The 16,545-nt window shown below is 52.6% G+C and carries 14 protein-coding genes and 1 riboswitch; of the genes, 7 read left to right on the top strand and 7 right to left on the bottom strand.

What is annotated here, in order from left to right; all coding sequences use genetic code 11:
* Positions 1 to 7 precede the first annotated feature (7 nt).
* Positions 8 to 1,117, top strand: coding sequence for an iron-sulfur cluster carrier protein ApbC (gene apbC, locus BFV67_RS14465; protein ID WP_008500889.1), 1,110 nt, complete (start codon positions 8 to 10; stop codon positions 1,115 to 1,117).
* 95 nt (positions 1,118 to 1,212) lie between these two features.
* Here the strand turns inward: apbC and BFV67_RS14460 are convergent, their stop codons facing one another.
* Together BFV67_RS14460 and BFV67_RS14455 are read right to left on the bottom strand one after the other, a co-directional pair.
* Positions 1,213 to 1,698, bottom strand: a complete 486-nt coding sequence (locus BFV67_RS14460) for a GNAT family N-acetyltransferase (RefSeq protein WP_008500888.1) — start codon at positions 1,696 to 1,698, stop codon at positions 1,213 to 1,215.
* Entirely contained in the window at positions 1,643 to 1,975 is a 333-nt protein-coding gene (locus tag BFV67_RS14455; RefSeq protein WP_008500887.1) for an RcnB family protein, read from the bottom strand. The genes BFV67_RS14460 and BFV67_RS14455 overlap by 56 nt, the downstream gene beginning before the upstream one ends.
* Positions 1,976 to 2,463: 488 nt before the next feature.
* Here BFV67_RS14455 and BFV67_RS14450 point away from each other — a divergent pair, with 488 nt between their 5' ends.
* From BFV67_RS14450 to BFV67_RS14435, 4 genes are all read left to right on the top strand, one after another.
* On the top strand, positions 2,464 to 3,600 hold the full coding sequence (locus tag BFV67_RS14450; RefSeq protein ID WP_069598545.1) for a polysaccharide export protein: 1,137 nt from the start codon (positions 2,464 to 2,466) through the stop codon (positions 3,598 to 3,600).
* Positions 3,601 to 3,602: 2 nt separating this feature from the next.
* The gene (locus BFV67_RS14445; protein ID WP_021241484.1) at positions 3,603 to 4,034 is read left to right on the top strand and encodes an arsenate reductase/protein-tyrosine-phosphatase family protein; all 432 of its coding nucleotides are present in this window, start codon (positions 3,603 to 3,605) and stop codon (positions 4,032 to 4,034) included.
* A 17-nt stretch (positions 4,035 to 4,051) separates the two neighbouring features.
* Complete coding sequence (locus BFV67_RS14440; protein WP_069598544.1) at positions 4,052 to 6,232, top strand: polysaccharide biosynthesis tyrosine autokinase; 2,181 nt, start codon at positions 4,052 to 4,054, stop codon at positions 6,230 to 6,232.
* Positions 6,233 to 6,308: 76 nt separating this feature from the next.
* A complete protein-coding gene (locus BFV67_RS14435) occupies positions 6,309 to 6,824 on the top strand; it encodes a protein disulfide oxidoreductase (protein ID WP_023325651.1) in 516 nt (171 codons plus the stop codon).
* Positions 6,825 to 6,860: 36 nt separating this feature from the next.
* Here BFV67_RS14435 and BFV67_RS14430 read toward each other — a convergent pair whose 3' ends face one another.
* The 3 genes from BFV67_RS14430 to BFV67_RS14420 form a co-directional block, all read right to left on the bottom strand.
* Entirely contained in the window at positions 6,861 to 8,327 is a 1,467-nt protein-coding gene (locus BFV67_RS14430; protein ID WP_069598543.1) for a pyridoxal phosphate-dependent decarboxylase family protein, read from the bottom strand.
* Positions 8,328 to 8,345: 18 nt separating this feature from the next.
* Positions 8,346 to 9,722, bottom strand: coding sequence for a diaminobutyrate--2-oxoglutarate transaminase (locus BFV67_RS14425; protein WP_014884533.1), 1,377 nt, complete (start codon positions 9,720 to 9,722; stop codon positions 8,346 to 8,348).
* Between the two features lie 332 nt (positions 9,723 to 10,054).
* Positions 10,055 to 11,062, bottom strand: a complete 1,008-nt coding sequence (locus BFV67_RS14420; protein WP_021241480.1) for a LacI family DNA-binding transcriptional regulator — start codon at positions 11,060 to 11,062, stop codon at positions 10,055 to 10,057.
* Positions 11,063 to 11,300: 238 nt separating this feature from the next.
* On the opposite strand from BFV67_RS14420, the gene BFV67_RS14415 reads away from it, so the two are divergent.
* On the top strand, positions 11,301 to 12,542 hold the full coding sequence (locus BFV67_RS14415) for an MFS transporter (RefSeq protein WP_021241479.1): 1,242 nt from the start codon (positions 11,301 to 11,303) through the stop codon (positions 12,540 to 12,542).
* 16 nt (positions 12,543 to 12,558) lie between these two features.
* Positions 12,559 to 13,992, top strand: a complete 1,434-nt coding sequence (locus BFV67_RS14410) for a glycoside hydrolase family 32 protein (protein ID WP_069598542.1) — start codon at positions 12,559 to 12,561, stop codon at positions 13,990 to 13,992.
* A 78-nt stretch (positions 13,993 to 14,070) separates the two neighbouring features.
* Here BFV67_RS14410 and BFV67_RS14405 read toward each other — a convergent pair whose 3' ends face one another.
* Together BFV67_RS14405 and BFV67_RS14400 are read right to left on the bottom strand one after the other, a co-directional pair.
* Complete coding sequence (locus BFV67_RS14405) at positions 14,071 to 14,532, bottom strand: hypothetical protein (protein WP_069598541.1); 462 nt, start codon at positions 14,530 to 14,532, stop codon at positions 14,071 to 14,073.
* A 221-nt stretch (positions 14,533 to 14,753) separates the two neighbouring features.
* A complete protein-coding gene (locus BFV67_RS14400; protein WP_069598540.1) occupies positions 14,754 to 15,827 on the bottom strand; it encodes a YadA C-terminal domain-containing protein in 1,074 nt (357 codons plus the stop codon).
* A 614-nt stretch (positions 15,828 to 16,441) separates the two neighbouring features.
* Positions 16,442 to 16,538: riboswitch (TPP riboswitch) on the top strand.
* Positions 16,539 to 16,545: the final 7 nt, after the last annotated feature.

Genomic DNA, 16,545 nt, shown 5'->3' with positions numbered 1-16,545 from the left:
AGTCGGGATGAGTTCTCAATCCCAGGCCAAATCACCGGAAGCCTTACGAGCAATGGTCGCCGGGACGCTGGCTAACTTTCAGCATCCAACCCTGAAGCACAATCTCACTACGCTGAAAGCGTTACACCACGTTGCCTGGCTGGACGACACGCTGCACGTTGAGCTGCAGATGCCGTTCGTCTGGACCAGCGCCTTTGACGCGCTGAAAGAGCAGACCAGCGCCGAGCTGCTGCGCATTACTGGCGCGAAGGCGATCGACTGGAAGCTGAGCCACAGCATCGCCACGCTGAAGCGCGTGAAAAACCAGCCTGGCGTCAACGGCGTGAAAAACATCATTGCCGTCAGCTCGGGCAAGGGCGGGGTGGGGAAATCCTCTACCGCCGTAAACCTGGCGCTGGCGCTGGCAGCGGAAGGGGCAAAGGTCGGTATTCTGGATGCCGACATCTACGGCCCGTCTATTCCAAACATGCTGGGCGCGGAAAACCAGCGTCCAACCTCACCGGACGGCACCCACATGGCGCCGATCATGGCGCACGGTCTGGCGACCAATTCCATCGGTTACCTGGTGACTGACGATAACGCCATGGTCTGGCGCGGCCCGATGGCCAGCAAAGCGCTGCTGCAGATGCTGCAGGAGACGATGTGGCCGGATCTGGATTACCTGGTGCTGGACATGCCGCCGGGGACCGGTGACATCCAGCTCACGCTGGCGCAGAACATTCCGGTGACGGGTGCCGTTGTGGTGACGACTCCGCAGGATATCGCGCTGATCGACGCCAAAAAAGGCATCGTGATGTTCGAGAAGGTGGAAGTGCCGGTGCTCGGTATCGTTGAGAACATGAGCATGCACATCTGCAGCAACTGCGGTCACCATGAACCTATCTTCGGTACGGGCGGGGCAGAAAAACTGGCTGCGAAGTATCACACCCAACTGCTGGGACAGATGCCGCTGCACATTACCCTGCGTGAAGATCTGGACAGCGGCAAGCCGACGGTGGTCAGCCGTCCGGACAGCGAATTTGCAGAGATGTATCGTCAGCTGGCGGGACGCGTTGCGGCGCAGCTTTACTGGCAGGGCGAAGTCATCCCGGGCGAAATCGCGTTCCGCGCGGTGTAATACCTCTTCTTCGCTTAGTGCCGGGTGGCGGCTTCGCCTTACCCGGCCTACGAAATACGGTTTTGTAGGTCAGGTAAGCGAAGCGCCACCTGACTTTACCCAAGCCGATAGTGCATCAAATAATACTCTCCCTCCGGAGAATCCCCCGTCGCCTCAATGTGCCAGCCGTGCCGCTGGTAAAACGCGACAGCCCGCGCATTCTTCACCAGACACTTAAGCGAACCCGTACTGGTAAACGTCTTCTGCACCTGTTCCAGAAGCATTTTCCCGACGCCGTGGCTTTGATACTGCGGGTCAACAAAGAGGTTGTGCAGAAAATTATCGTTCGCCCAGACGGAGGCAAAGCCCAGGCGATGGCCGTTCTGTGTGGCAACCCAAATCACTTCGTCACGGGTGGCCGCGTCAAAGTCTTCAAGCTGCCAGTCTGAGCTGTCCAGCCATGGCCAGGCCTCACGCCGGGCGTGGAGAAAGAGCGTGCGCAGGAAAGGACGATCGCTTTCCTGCCAGGGGCGGATCAGAATGGTCTTAGCGGTGATAGAAAATATCTCCGTTATAGGCTTTGTAGATTTTGCCGTCCGCATCGCCGATCAGCACGTAGTTCTCGCCCATGTAGGTCCAGTGGGTTCCAGCATCCGGAGCCGGCAGGTTACGCAGCTGGTACTGTTTGATGGTGTACTCCGGCGTTTGATACTGCGCCGGCGCCGTGTCGCCAATCTTGAATTTCGTGAAGTCAGCGATGAACTCTTGTTCTTCATAGGCCTTGATGCCGGAGGGTGCAGCGGCCGTTTGCGGGGCAGAGAATGCGGATCCCGCCAGAGACAGTAATACACCCAGAAGCAGCAGTTTACGCTTAGCCATTTTTTCTCCAGTGATATCGTTACAGATACTTTTCGTCTGCGGGACGTCGAAAGCGAAGCAGACAATCCATTTTAAGTATCAACGCAGGGTATGTTTGAAAAAAAATGTAACAAAAGTGGACGGTTTTGTGTAGCCCAATTGCGTGATGTTTATCAGTATCGGGAATATTGTCGATGCATTATATTTTTAATATTTATCATTTCATTAATTAATTCTGAAAATAACTTTCCATATCAAAGTTAGAACGCGAGGCGAATGCTTTCTCTCTGAAGAGCATTTAATATTGCCTCCGGATGAAGCGTGCTGACATCCGTTTTTTTAACCAGGTCGAGTATAGGATCTGTTTTTTAAAACGCGGGTGAGGTGTGTTTTATAAGGACAGGAAGTTCATCTCTCATAAGCATAATTGATTACATTTCATGGGGTTGGATTGGGTCTTTTTACAGGCTTAACGATAAACGCAACGTTAAAAAGAAATATTTATATTAATGAAAAGTACAACTGCATTTTCGCTGTTATTTCTCAGTATTAGTCAGTTAACAGGGTGTGTTTTTTCACCTGGTCAGAACTTAAGTGTGTCAGGTAAGAAAGTTATTTCGGCGAAAGAGGCAAATTATCAGCTTGATAAGCGCGTGGAAATTTTTCCGCTGACGCCGGAGTGGATTGAAAAACTGCGCCCGCCCGTGTCGAAATCTCAGGCAAATCCTAATCTGGACAAGCAGATCAAAAACTGGGAATACCGTATTGGCGCAGGCGACATCCTGACGGTCACCGTCTGGGATCATCCTGAGTTAACAACGCCCGCAGGACAATATCGTAGCGCGAGCGATACAGGCAACTGGGTCAACGCTGACGGTACGCTCTTTTATCCCTATGTCGGTAAACTGCGGGTGGCAGGAAAAACGGTTTCACAGGTACGTGAAGAGATTACGGCTCGACTGGATAGCGTCATTGAGAGTCCGCAGGTGGACGTCAGCGTAGCCTCCTTCCGTTCACAAAAAGCCTACGTCACCGGAGAGGTGGAAAAATCGGGTCAACAGCCTATAACCAATATTCCGCTGACGGTGATGGATGCGATTAACGCCGCGGGTGGGCTCTCGGCGGATGCCGACTGGCGTAACGTCGTGCTCACACACAATGGACAGGACGCCCACCTCTCACTCTATGCCCTGATGCAGCATGGCGATTTGACCCAAAATAAGCTGCTTTATCCTGGCGATATCCTGTTTGTTCCCCGGAACGACGCGCTCAAAGTGTTCGTAATGGGCGAGGTGGTGAAACAGAGCACCCTTAAGATGGATCGTAGCGGCATGACGTTGGCCGAGGCCCTGGGCAATGCCGGGGGGCTTAACCAAAATATGGCCGATGCAACCGGCATTTTTGTTATTCGCCAGGTATCGAAAAAAGGTGACACCGACAAAATCGCCAATATCTATCAGCTGAATGCGGAAGATGCTTCAGCCATGGTGTTGGGTACGGAATTCCAGCTTGAGCCGTATGACATTGTCTACGTCACCACGGCACCGATATCGCGCTGGAATCGCGTGATCTCCCAACTGGTGCCCACCATCAGCGGCGTACATGACCTGACCGAAACCGTTCGTAACATCCGATCGTGGCCGTAGTCATGTTCCATTCAATCTTAGTGGTCTGCACCGGCAATATTTGCCGCTCACCCATTGGTGAGCGGCTATTGCGTCAGCAATTACCCGGCAGGCAGGTCACCTCTGCAGGTATTTTCGGACTAGAAGGACGCCCGGCGGATGCGAGTGCGCAGGCTGTGGCCTTGCGTCACGGCCTTTCGCTGGAGGGGCACGTTGCCCGCAGGGTGACGTGCAGTCTGTTGCAACAGTCCGACTTGATTCTGGTGATGGAGCCGGAACACCTTCGTTTTATTGCCACAATGGCCCCGGAGAACCGGGGAAAATCGCTGCTATTTGGACAATGGCTGGAAACCCAGGACATTCCCGACCCGTATCGCAAAAGCCGTGAAGCCTTTGAATATGTTTTCGGGCAATTGGGGAAAGCCAGTCAGGAATGGGCTCGTCGTTTGAGTTAACAAGGAATGAAGCCGTAATGTCGTCTTCTAAATCAGACAAATATAGTGCTGCGACACCGCAGAATAACGAAATGGATCTCATTCAGTTGCTTGCTGAGATGTTCGATCACCGGGTAATGATCGCGTGCGTTACGCTTCTGTTCACGGTATGTGCGGGGATCTACGCCTTCAGCGTCACGCCGGTTTATCAGGCTGATGCCCTGGTGCAGGTCGAAGCGAAGCAGGGCAACGCGCTGCTCAAGAACCTGACCTCGCTCAGATCCGATCTCTCACCCGATGTCGCTCCAGAACTTTTACTCCTTAAATCACGGATGGTCCTCGGACAGACCGTTGATCGGTTAGGGCTGACCTACGAGGTTAATAGGCGCTTGTTCCCCGTCATTGGGGCTTTCTGGGAGCACGTTCACGGGCGCAACCCCGCTGAAATCACGATTGGCTCGCTGAATATTCCGTCTGTGGAGGGGGATCCACAAACGCTTTTACTCACTGTTCTCGAGCAAGGGCGATATCGTCTTGAGGGACAAACGCTTGAGGCAGAGGGCGTTGTTGGAAAAGCGCTACTTAAAGAGGGCGTCTCTCTTCTGGTGACCTCCCTCAATGCGGCTCCGGGAACCCAGTTTACCCTCAACATCGTTACCAGGCTTGAGGCGATCAACGCCATTCAGAGCAGACTGACGGTTGTGGAGTCGTCGAAACAGAGTGGAATGATCGCCTTAACGTTAACGGGTGACGATCCCGGCAAGACCGCTACGGTACTTAATACGATTGCCGAAAATTTTCTCAGCCAGAACATTGCGCGCCAGGAAGCTAAAGATTCCCGTAGCCTCACGTTCTTACAGGATCAGTTACCTAAAATCAGTCGCGAACTGGATGAAGCCGAGGCACGACTGAATGCTTATCGAGAGCAAAGCGATTCGGTCGATTTATCTCTTGAGGCAAAGTCGGTTCTTGATCAGGTAGTTAACGTGGAAAATCAGCTTAACGAGCTGACGTTTCGCGAGGCAGAGGTATCCCAGCTGTTCAAAAAGGACCATCCCACCTACCGTGCTTTACTGGAGAAAAAACAAACGCTTGAGCGGGAACGCGCGCGCCTGTATAGCCGCGTCTCCTCCATGCCATCCACGCAGCAGGAAATATTACGCCTGAGTCGTGATGTTGAATCCGGGCGCGCCGTATACATGCAGTTGCTGACGCGTCAGCAAGAGCTGAGCATCTCGCGCTCCAGCGCTATCGGGAATGTGCGGATCATAGACCCGGCGGTGACGCAGCCTGCCCCAGTCAAACCGCGCAAAGCCCTCATCATTCTGTTTGGTATGATGATAGGGCTGCTCCTCTCTGCCGGAACGGTTTTAGTGCGTTCCGCCTTCAAGCGGGGCATTACCTCGTCAGAACAACTGGAAGAGTTCGGGATGCCGCTGCTGGTAACGCTTCCGCGCTCGGTATGGTTATGGAAAAAAACGCACCTGCGCAGGAGAAACCTGTTTACTTCCCACTGGAAGCACAGGATATCCAACGTGCCTTTCCTGCCCATTGACCGTCCGGCTGATACGTTTGTCGAGGCGATGCGTGGGCTGCGCACCAGTTTGCATTTTACCATGATGGATACCGCAAACCGGGTTGTCGTGGTGTCTGGCCCCACGCAGGACTGCGGAAAGACGCTGGTCAGTACTTCACTGGCGTCGATTGTGGCACAGGCCGGACAGCGGGTGCTGTTTATTGATGCGGATATGCGTAAAGGGTATGTCCACAATGTGTTCAGGCTGAACAATCATCGGGGGTTGTCCTGCGTGCTCGACGGAACCGTTGAGTGGCAGGAGGCGGTTCAACGCTTTGAGAAAGGCGGTTTTGATGTACTGACCTGCGGACCTCAACCTACGCATCCCGTTGACCTGCTCATGAGTGAACGCTTCCAGGTTGTGATGGCGCAGATTGAAAAGCGGTATGACATCGTGATTATCGACACTCCACCTGTGCTTGCCGTGACGGATGCTTTGCTGATCGCCAGAGCAGCAGCCACAACGCTGCTGGTCGCCCGCTTTGGTAAAACCAGCGTGAAAGAGATCGAGACCAGCCTTAAGCGTATGGAACGGATGAACGTAAAGGTAAATGGCGTGATCCTCAATGACATTGTGAAATCGGCGGCGCTCTATTACAACTCGGGGTATAGCGCTTACGACTATGGCTATACCCGGGAGTAACCCTGGCGCGACATTTCTTTACAGCGTGATGGTGTATTGCCCGTTAAGATGACCTTCGTTAAAACACGAGGTCACAATGGATAACCGCAAAATCAATCGACTGCGCCGCTGGGCGCGGGAAGGAGTCATACTCGTTCTGCTGACGCTGGCCGTGGCGTGGGGAGTTGATCAATACCGAAAACCGACACTCCCCGCCAGTTTTAGTGCAACGCCGATGACGAGCATCGACGGAAAAATGCATGATATTGCGGCGCTCAGCCAGGAGCGTCCGCTGCTGATCTACGTCTGGGCGACCTGGTGCAGCATTTGCCGTTACACCACGCCTGCGGTTAATCAGCTGGCAGAAGAGGGCGGGAACGTGGTGAGTATCGCCATGCGCTCTGGTGATAACGCAAAGCTTGCACGCTGGGTTGACAAGAAACAGCTTAAAATGCCGGTGATAAACGATGAAAACGGTGCGCTGTCGCAGGCGTGGCAGGTGAGCGTGACGCCGACGTTAGTCATTGTATCGAAGGGGAACGTGGTCAGTACCACAACGGGCTGGACGAGCTACTGGGGATTAAAAATCAGGATGTGGTGGGCGGGCTTATAAGAATAACCCCTCTCCCGGCGGGAGAGGGGTTTTATATTACTTAGCCAGAACTTCCTGCGCGGTGCGCTCAACCAGAGACAGCAGGATTTTGATATCTTCCAGCGTCACGGTTGGGTTCAGCAGCGTCAGCTTCAGGCAGGTCACGCCGTTATGCTCGGTCACACCGACGTTTGCACGGCCGGATTCCAGCAGTGCGTCACCAATTTTCTGGTTCAGCAGGGCGATGCCCGCGTCATCCGTCTGCACCTGTCCGCGGAAGCGGAACAGCACGCTTGCCAGCTGCGGCTGCATAACCAGTTCCAGCGCAGGCTGCGCTTTCACGTACGCCGCAACCTGCTGTGCCAGGGTCACGCCGTGATCGATGATCGCCGCGTATTGCTCCTGACCCAGCGCTTCCAGGCTCATCCACAGCTTCAGCGCGTCGAAACGACGGGTGGTCTGCAGAGATTTGGAGACCAGGTTCGGCACGCCGGCTTCTTCGTCGAACTCAGAGTTCAGGTAAGCCGCCTGATAGCGCATCAGCTCATAGTGGCGCGCTTCTTTCAGCAGGAAGGCGCCGCAGCTGATGGTCTGGAAGAACTGCTTGTGGAAGTCCAGGGTGACGGAATCCACCAGCTCAATGCCGTCCAGGTAGTGACGATACTGCTCAGACATCAGCAGCGCGCCGCCCCAGGCCGCATCAACGTGTACCCAGATGTTCTGCTTCGCCGCCAGTTCAGCAATGGCGCGCAGCGGATCGATAGCACCGGCATCGGTGGTACCTGCCGTTGCGACGATCGCCAGAATCTGCTCGCCGTTCGCATTGCACTGTTCGATTTTCGCCGCCAGATCGGTCAGATCCATGCGGGAGAATTCGTCCGTTTTCACCTGCACCACGGACTGGTAGCCCAGACCCATCAGCGCCATGTTTTTCTGCACGGAGAAGTGCGCGTTTTCAGAGCACAGTACGCGGATCTTACGCAGATCGCCCACCAGACCGTCCTGCTGAACGGAGTGACCCTGACGCGCAAAGAACGCATCGCGCGCCAGCATCAGGCCCATCAGGTTGCTCTGGGTTCCGCCGCTGGTGAAGACACCGGCGTCACCAGCCTGATAACCCACGCGGGTACGCAGCCACTCGATCAGTTTGATCTCGATGATGGTTGCGGACGGGCTTTGATCCCAGGAGTCCATACTCTGGTTAGTGGCGTTGATCAGCACTTCCGCCGCCTGGCTTACGACCAGGCTTGGGCAGTGCAGGTGCGCCACACACTGCGGGTGATGAACGGACAGGCTGTCTTTCAGGAAGAACTCCACGGCGCGTTCAATCGCCGCTTCGTTGCCCAGCCCTTTCGGGTTGAAATCCAGCTTAATACGGTCGCGCAGTTCCGCGACCGTTTTGCCCTGGTACATCTCAGGCTGTTTTAGCCACTGCATCACAGCCTGAGTGCTTTGTTCAATCGCCTGCTGGTAAGCTTCAATGCTCTGCGCAGAGGAGAACAAAATTGGGTTTGAATCAGACATCGTAATCAATAACTCCGGTTACGCCGGGCGAACGCCCGCAGCAAGCAGTGCCTGCTCAAATTTATCCAGGAAGATCTTCAGCTCTTCATCGCTGATCAGCAGAGAAGGCAGCAGACGCAGAACGATACCGTTACGACCACCGCGCTCCAGAATCAGACCGGCTTCGAAGCACTTCTTCTGAATCAGTGCAGACAGCTCGCCGTCGCCCGGGAAGCAGCCCATGTGGTCAGCGGCTTCGTGCGGCTTAACGATCTCAATACCGATCATCATGCCCAGACCGCGCACGTGGCCGATAACCGGATAACGTTTCGCCATCTCTTTCAGCTGGCCTTTCAGCCATTCGCCCTGTGCCGCCACTTTGCCTGCGATGTTCTGGTCTTTCAGGATTTTCAGCGTCGTCAGACCGGTTGCCATCGCCAGCTGGTTGCCGCGGAAGGTACCGGTGTGGTGACCTGGCGCCCATGCGTCGAACTGCTTTTTGATGCCGAGCACGGCCAGCGGCAGACCGCCACCGACTGCTTTAGACATCACGATGATGTCTGGCTCGATGCCCGCGTGTTCGAAGGCGAAGAATTTACCGGTACGGGCAAAGCCAGCCTGAACTTCGTCGAGGATCAGCAGAATGCCGTGTTCCTGAGTCACTTTACGGATGCGCTGCAGCCACTCAGCCGGAGCCGGGTTCACGCCGCCTTCGCCCTGAACCGCTTCCAGGATCACCGCAGCAGGTTTACGCACGCCGCTTTCAACGTCGTTGATCAGGTTATCGAAGTAGTAAGTCAGCGCTTTCACGCCCGCTTCACCACCGATACCCAGCGGGCAACGGTATTCGTGCGGGTAAGGCATGAACTGCACTTCTGGCATCATACCGTCTACCGCTTCTTTCGGTGACAGGTTGCCGGTCACGGACAGTGCGCCGTGGGTCATGCCGTGGTAACCACCAGAGAAGCTGATGATACCGCTACGGCCGGTCACTTTTTTCGCCAGCTTCAGCGCTGCTTCAACGGCGTCAGCACCGGATGGACCGGTGAACTGCAGGCAGTACTCTTTGCCCTGACCAGGCAGCAGAGAGAGCAGGTATTCGGAAAACGCGTCTTTCAGAGGCGTAGTCAGATCCAGAGTATGTAACGGCAAGCCGCTGGTAATGACATTTTGGATGCTTTTCAGCACATCAGGATGGTTATGGCCAAGCGCAAGGGTCCCTGCACCTGCTAAACAGTCAAGGTATTCTTTATTATCTGCATCGGTGATCCACACGCCTTCTGCTTTAGTGATGGCTAAAGGCAGTTTGCGCGGATAACTCCTGACGTTAGATTCAAACTCGGCCTGACGGGCCAGATAGGTTTCGTTGCTTTTGTGGGCATCTACGGTGTCAATACGGACTTTATCCGTCATCATATCACTCCTACAACCGCCGCTTCGTTATGAGCCACGATTGAATAAAAAGTTAAAAAACAGAAGGGGCCTGAAAAAAACGCCGCCAATATAGAGCCTTTTGCCACAGGGCTCAATGGTTAATTTGTTTACTGTTTTGTGACACGTGTGTATAGCGAGGAAATATCCCCTTTTTTAAAATGAAAATTGTATTTTATGCCAAATAAAAACAGGTAGTTACAGGCTATTTGCCCGGTGTGTAAAGCCGCAGAAAAGAGTGTGACAAATCGTGCCATTGAACGGCATAAAAGGAGGGAAGCTTTGCCTGTTTATCCCGCAGGTGCAGAAAACGGTGCTCACGTTGCCTGTGCAACGGAATCACGCAGTAAAAATGGACTTTCTACGCGCGTGGTTTCCTGATGTTCTTCACCGTTAATAATATGCAGGGCGCTCAGGCGACCAATTTCATAGTGCGGCAGTTGTACCGTCGTGAGAGGAGGAAGGAACAACTCCCCAATGCCAACCATATTGTCATAGCCGATCACCGCGACGTCGTCCGGTATACGAAGCCCTTGTCCCAGTAGCGTCTGGTACACCATAAACGCGATACGATCGTTACCGCAGATAACGGCGTCGAACCTGGGAATGCCATTCTGCATGTGCGCCAGCAACACGGCCGGAATGTCGCGATAGTGCTCATCGCCGAGTGCCATATAGCAGTGCTCCAGGCTGTCCGGATCGAGCCCCGCTTCACGGCATGCACGCTCCAGCCCCTGACGACGGCGGGTTGTGGCCAGATGCCCCTCAGGTAAATGCAGGCAGAGAGGGCGTCGATAACCCTCCGCGAGTAACGCCCGCACGGCGGTATATTGCCCTTGCTCATCATCGGGAATATAGCTGGCGACCTTTTCGCCGTCGCTTTCGCAGTTGGCCAGCACGCAGGGAAGGGTGAGGAGTTTGGCCGGGAGAGGAACCTGACGTAACCCCATGGTGGTGTAGATAATTCCGTCGGGCCGATGAGAGAGGAGAAGGTCGACAATGGCGTCCGGATTGTCATCGGTAAACATATTCATCACGAAGCTGTTCCAGCCGTGCATTCTGGCCGTCTCTTCAATAGACAGCGTGATCTCCACCGAGAACGGCGTCGTCACCGTATCGAGCGCCAGTACCCCTATGGTTTTAGGCGAGGCATGCGCGCCGCGTATTTTCTTGGCGGACAGATCGGGCACGTAGCTGGTCTGCTCAATAGCCAGCTGAACGCGCGCCAGCGTTTCCGGCTTAAGGCGCTCGGGGCTGTTCAGCGCGCGGGAGACCGTCATCAGCGATACGTTAGCCAGCTTTGCGACGTCCTTCAGGGAAGCCATTGTCTTACTCCGTTAATGCTCTGCGTGAAAGGGTATACAACTAAGTCGCTGATGTAAAAGAAAGGCTGATGCCCAGGCCGGGTCATGTTTACCTCAGTGATGAATATTTGATCGCGATCTCATTCTCTTGATGTTAACGTTAACTTTCGTGATTAACATCTTAAATTTCAACCAAACAGCATGAGAAAGCGTAAATGTTAACGTTACCATTGCGTCATTACTCCAACATGAGAATGTCATGATGAAAACGCATCACTCTCACAGCTACCCTTTATTAAGCGCATTACTGTTTTTCTTTTTTGTCACGTGGTCATCTTCCGGCTCGTTGCTCTCTATATGGCTTCACCAGGAGGTGGGGTTAAAGGCAGGGGATACGGGGGTCATCTATGCCGTGCTGTCTGTCTCCGCGCTGTGCGCGCAAATCTGCTACGGCTTCATTCAGGACAAACTCGGCCTGCGAAAAAACCTGCTCTGGTTTCTGACCAGCCTGCTCATTCTTTCCGGTCCGGCCTTCCTGCTGTTTGGTTATCTGCTGCAGATTAACGTGTTACTCGGCAGTATTTTCGGCGGGATTTATATCGGGCTGACGTTTAACGGCGGGATTGGTGTACTGGAATCCTATACCGAGCGCGTGGCCCGCCAGAGTCAGTTTGAGTTTGGCAAGGCGAGGATGTGGGGATCCCTTGGCTGGGCGGTGGCAACCTTTTTTGCCGGTCTGCTGTTCAACATCAATCCGAAGCTGAACTTCGCGGTGGCGAGCTGCGCCGGGCTGGTGTTTTTTGTGTTGCTGGCGCGCCTAAGAGTCTCTTCCGCGCCGCACGCCATGCAGGAGGCGGTATCCGGCGGTAAGGTCACGCTGGAGGATGCCTTACGTCTGTTGACGCTGCCGCGCTTCTGGGCGCTGGTGTTTTTCGTTATTGGCACCTGTATTTATGGCGTCTACGACCAGCAGTTCCCGGTCTATTTCTCCTCACAGTTCCCGACGCTGCAGGAAGGAAACGCCATGTACGGCTATCTCAACTCCTTCCAGGTTTTCCTGGAAGCGGCGGGCATGTTCTGCGCCCCGTGGCTGGTGAATCGCCTCGGTGCGAAAAACGGCCTGATTTTCGCCGGAATGGTGATGGCGATGCGTATGGTGGCATCGGGTCTGGTTGAGGGACCGGTATTGATCTCCATTACCAAGCTATTGCACGCGGTTGAACTACCCGTTTTGCTGGTCTCCATCTTTAAATACAACAGCCTGCATTTTGATAAGCGGCTCTCTTCCACCCTCTATCTGGTGGGCTTTGCCTGTACAAGCTCGGTGATTGCCTCGGTGCTGTCGCCGCTGGCAGGTTACAGCTATGAGAAATACGGCTTTGCCCAGTCCTATCTCATCATGGGGCTACTGGTCTTCAGCACCACGTTTATCTCCATCTTCCTGTTGCGCTCGGGTAAGTCCTCTTCTGACCCGCTCATGCCGCAACCTTCCACCATCTGATCGAAAGAGTAGAGAAATGATGTATTCCATTACGAAAGCAGAACAGGAACTGCAGTCCAGGCGCGAAGGGCTTAACCTGCGCTGGTACCCCCGTTACCACCTCGCCGCGCGTGCTGGCTGGATGAACGACCCGAACGGCCTGATCTGGTTTGACGGCTGGTATCACGCCTTTTATCAGCACCATCCGTATTCGACCCAGTGGGGGCCAATGCACTGGGGCCATGCGCGCAGCAAAGATTTAGTTCGCTGGGAGCACCTACCGGTTGCGCTGGCTCCGGAAGGGCCAGACGACAAGGACGGCTGTTTTTCCGGCTCAGCGGTGGTGGATGGCGACACGCTGGCGCTGATCTACACCGGCCACAAATTCCACGGCGATCCAGACGATGAGGCTAATCTCTACCAGGTGCAGTGCCTGGCAACCAGCCGTGACGGCATCCATTTTGTGCGGCACGGGACCGTCATTGATACACCGCCCGGGCTGCATCACTTCCGCGATCCGAAGGTATGGCGTGAAGGGGCGTGGTGGTACATGGTCGTTGGCGCGCGCGAGGGGGATACGGGCCAGGTGCGTGTGTACCGGTCTGCCGATCTGCGCGAGTGGCAGGACAGGGGCGTGCTCGCGGTGGCTGAAAAAGAGCTGGGTTATATGTGGGAATGCCCGGACTTTTTCACTCTCAATGGTAAACGCGTGCTAATGTTTTCGCCTCAGGGACTGGCGGCAGACGGATTTAAACATCGCAATCTCTTCCAGAGCGGCTATCTGGTAGGCGAATGGCAGCCTGGTCAGCCCTTTATGCGTGAAGGTGAATTTGTGGAGATGGACGACGGGCATGATTTCTATGCGCCGCAAAGCTTCCTGACGCCTGACGGCCGCCGCATCGTTATCGGCTGGCTGGACATGTGGGAATCCCCGCAGCCGGAACAGGAGGATGGCTGGGCAGGTATGCTCTCCTTACCTCGCGAGCTGACGCTGAGTGCCGATAACCATCTGCAAATGCAGCCAGCCAGAGAAGTTGAAAGCCTGCGCGGGGCGTGGTTCCCCTGGCCGATAAGTACGCTTAATAACCAGCAGATGACGCTGGTGGAACACTGCGATGCGATGGAGGTCATTCTGCAGTGGGATTGCGCCAACAGCAGTGCGGAGCAGTACGGCATTCGTCTTGGCGACGGGTTACGCCTTTATGTTGATGCGCAGATGCAGCGCCTGGTGCTGGAGCGAGACTATCCGCAGTATGGCCTGTGCGGGACCCGAAGCGTCGCGCTTAACCTTAGCAACGCGCTTAATCTTCGTTTGTTCTTTGATAGCTCTTCCGTGGAAGTGTTTGTAAACGAGGGTGAGGCGTGCCTCAGCAGCCGTATATATCCTGATGCCGACTGCCGCGAGCTGGCGTTATTTGCCTGGACGGGAGGGGCATCGCTTATTCATGGCGGGGCGTGGCTGCTGGAGTAAATCTATTAACGAGCTAAAACAAAGCCCCATAAACATGGGGCTACGTAAATCTTATCAGGTGGTAGCGTCCTGTAAAGATCACATTTTTGATAATTGTGCGTTTACAACTCTCTCTTTTTCGACAACCAGCTGCATAATATAGCTACCCTTGTGCCATGAACCTTTATTTGGCTTCCAGCCTTTCGAAAGCAGATATTCAGCAGCATCAGAGACAGGCTTATTCATAACGTGATCCGCATCACCTGATAACTTTTTTAAATCACCGCTTACTTTGGCTGGCTTGCTATCACAATGACCCGCAGCATCCATCACCTGAGTGCAGCCTTCAGGAAGGCGCCTGTGCGCTGACTGTGCAAGTTGAGCAGCATTCTCTAAAGCCTGTTTTTCAGCCGCAGCGTTAATGGCTGTGGTGCGGTTTTGCTCTGCAATATAACAAGCATCTTTACTCACTCCTTTGCTTTGACAATCAGCCATCCGTTGAGCTGGTGAGGAACACGCAGCAAGAGATAATATAGCCGCTACCATCATTAACTTTTTCATTATTGCCTCAGTAATTACAATTATAAATATAGGTGCCTAACATCAAGCCGATCCATATCCCTAATAAAATAAAAGTGAGATACAAAACAGCGGAAATAAAAATGTACTTTGTCATTTTTGTGCTAGCAGCAATGTATTGAGTTATAGCCAGCTAATTAAACTCAATGGTGAGTTTTTTGCTGGTTGGCGGTTTGCTGGCATTTTAATATAATATTGTTAAATCACCATCCGTAAGATGCGGACGCCGCAACAATTTCATCACCGTTGGATGTACCTGATGTAGAGAGGGTAGCGGCTATATTCTCAGCGAACTTATGACGGTAACCGACTGCGTAACCTTGCGCATCTTTGAAGTTGGCAGCACCGACGGCAACCGCGTTATCTGTATCAACGTAATGCAAACCAGCAAGAGAAGCAGCGCCAGCGATACCAGCACGATATTCCTTGCGATCCTCATTCTGCTGATTCTCCAGAGAAGAGAACTTAGCGTTATTTTGACTCTCTAACGCAGTAATACGTGATTCATGATTCGCTAATTGTGCGCTGTGATTCTGAATCGTCGTTTCTTGTGCTTGCTGGCGTGACTGAACGTTAGCAACAGCAGCTTTGTTAGCAGCGGCTACCGTTTGTGCATCAACCGCTAAAGATTGCGCATAAGCGCCCGTATTAAATGCCTGAGTCGCTTTGTCAGAGGCATCCTGAAGGGCGTGATCTTGTCTATCCTGATCGGCGTCGAAAATGCTTTTATCTACCTTACCTGCCAGCGCTTGAGTGTTAGCATCTGCTTTGTTGTTCGCATTGGTAGCGGTGAGTTCAGCTTTATCTACTCTTGTGTTTGTATCAATGATTGCTTGACCGTTAGTAATAACGCCTTGTAAAGCCGCATCTGCTTTATTATTAGTGTTATCAATCAATATATTCTGTTTGTTATCAGTGATTGTCTGACCTGCTTTGTTATCATCGACTTTCTGATTAAGGATAGCGTTAGCTTGAGTGTTAGCGTTTACGCCATCTTGAGCGGTATTAGCTGTATCTTGTGCTTTATTAATAGCTGTATTTGCTCTTTCAATATCGCCCTGAAGGTTATAGATTTGCCCGTCTTGCTTAATGTTACTCCCCTCGATGTTATCAAGGTTGTAGGCGGTTTTATCGGTACCCTGAATTTGAATGTGAGCACCTGGATTATTGACGTTATCGTCAAGGTTTACGTTTACTTCCGCTGCATTTGCAGTATTCATTGAACCAGCGAACACAAAACCAAAAACAGCGATAGCTGTTGTATTTAAATAGTTCATTTTAAAGCTCTCATCATCACTACAAGAAAAAATAAAGTAAGGGCGCTATCCTGGCGGGAAGATACAACGTCTTGTTATATCTGAATTAATTCACGATTAACGGTGGAAATTTTGGTTTGATAACTTATTTCGTAACGTGCAGTAACTATCTATGAATGTGTAATTTTGATTATTGATCTAAATCATAAATAGCAGGAATAGCTAAACGAGTCGATCCAGAAAGGCCTGGCCTAATAATCTTATAATACAATAAGATAGCCTTTCATAATGGATGAGAGTGAAATTAGATATAAAACACCAATACATTAATTGTATTTAAGTGTTTTGATTAAAATGGGTTAATAATACACATGACAGTTTATGTAAATTTATGGGTTTTTGCCGATTATTTATTATCGAACCTTTAGTAAGCTTCGAATGAAAATGAACTCAGCTCATTTTTGTTCCGGGATATACCAGGAAAAAATATTTATGTTGAAGATGCTAGCGAAAAGTGTCTAGGAAGATTCATAACGCGAACGCTGCCGTGATAAATCAAAACTCCTTGCGCCTGGCCTGTGGCCACGGTTACACTGATTGAGAACATTGATTTTAATAAATCATTGTTTTAAAAGTATTTTGACTCGGGGTGCCCTTCTTTGTGAAGGCTGAGAAATACCCGTATTACCTGATCTGGATAATGCCAGCGTAGGGAAGTCAGATGCCTTCCCGGTCATCG

It is taken from the genome of Enterobacter roggenkampii (assembly GCF_001729805.1).
Classification (GTDB): Bacteria; Pseudomonadota; Gammaproteobacteria; order Enterobacterales; family Enterobacteriaceae; genus Enterobacter; species Enterobacter roggenkampii.
The sequence above is the reverse complement of the archived record's forward strand: the minus strand, read 5'-3'. Positions and strand labels throughout refer to the sequence as shown.

Excerpts from the sequence above, each read along its gene's own strand:
- BFV67_RS14415 (WP_021241479.1), top strand. The coding sequence starts at position 11,301 with ATGATGAAAACGCATCACTCTCACAGCTACCCTTTATTAAGCGCATTA.
- apbC (WP_008500889.1), top strand. The coding sequence starts at position 8 with ATGAGTTCTCAATCCCAGGCCAAATCACCGGAAGCCTTACGAGCAATG.
- BFV67_RS14425 (WP_014884533.1), bottom strand. The coding sequence starts at position 9,722 with ATGATGACGGATAAAGTCCGTATTGACACCGTAGATGCCCACAAAAGC.
- BFV67_RS14450 (WP_069598545.1), top strand. The coding sequence starts at position 2,464 with ATGAAAAGTACAACTGCATTTTCGCTGTTATTTCTCAGTATTAGTCAG.
- BFV67_RS14440 (WP_069598544.1), top strand. The coding sequence starts at position 4,052 with ATGTCGTCTTCTAAATCAGACAAATATAGTGCTGCGACACCGCAGAAT.
- BFV67_RS14410 (WP_069598542.1), top strand. The coding sequence starts at position 12,559 with ATGATGTATTCCATTACGAAAGCAGAACAGGAACTGCAGTCCAGGCGC.
- BFV67_RS14445 (WP_021241484.1), top strand. The coding sequence starts at position 3,603 with ATGTTCCATTCAATCTTAGTGGTCTGCACCGGCAATATTTGCCGCTCA.
- BFV67_RS14400 (WP_069598540.1), bottom strand. The coding sequence starts at position 15,827 with ATGAACTATTTAAATACAACAGCTATCGCTGTTTTTGGTTTTGTGTTC.
- BFV67_RS14420 (WP_021241480.1), bottom strand. The coding sequence starts at position 11,062 with ATGGCTTCCCTGAAGGACGTCGCAAAGCTGGCTAACGTATCGCTGATG.
- BFV67_RS14430 (WP_069598543.1), bottom strand. The coding sequence starts at position 8,327 with ATGTCTGATTCAAACCCAATTTTGTTCTCCTCTGCGCAGAGCATTGAA.
- BFV67_RS14435 (WP_023325651.1), top strand. The coding sequence starts at position 6,309 with ATGGATAACCGCAAAATCAATCGACTGCGCCGCTGGGCGCGGGAAGGA.
- BFV67_RS14405 (WP_069598541.1), bottom strand. The coding sequence starts at position 14,532 with ATGAAAAAGTTAATGATGGTAGCGGCTATATTATCTCTTGCTGCGTGT.
- BFV67_RS14460 (WP_008500888.1), bottom strand. The coding sequence starts at position 1,698 with ATGCGGACGGCAAAATCTACAAAGCCTATAACGGAGATATTTTCTATC.
- BFV67_RS14455 (WP_008500887.1), bottom strand. The coding sequence starts at position 1,975 with ATGGCTAAGCGTAAACTGCTGCTTCTGGGTGTATTACTGTCTCTGGCG.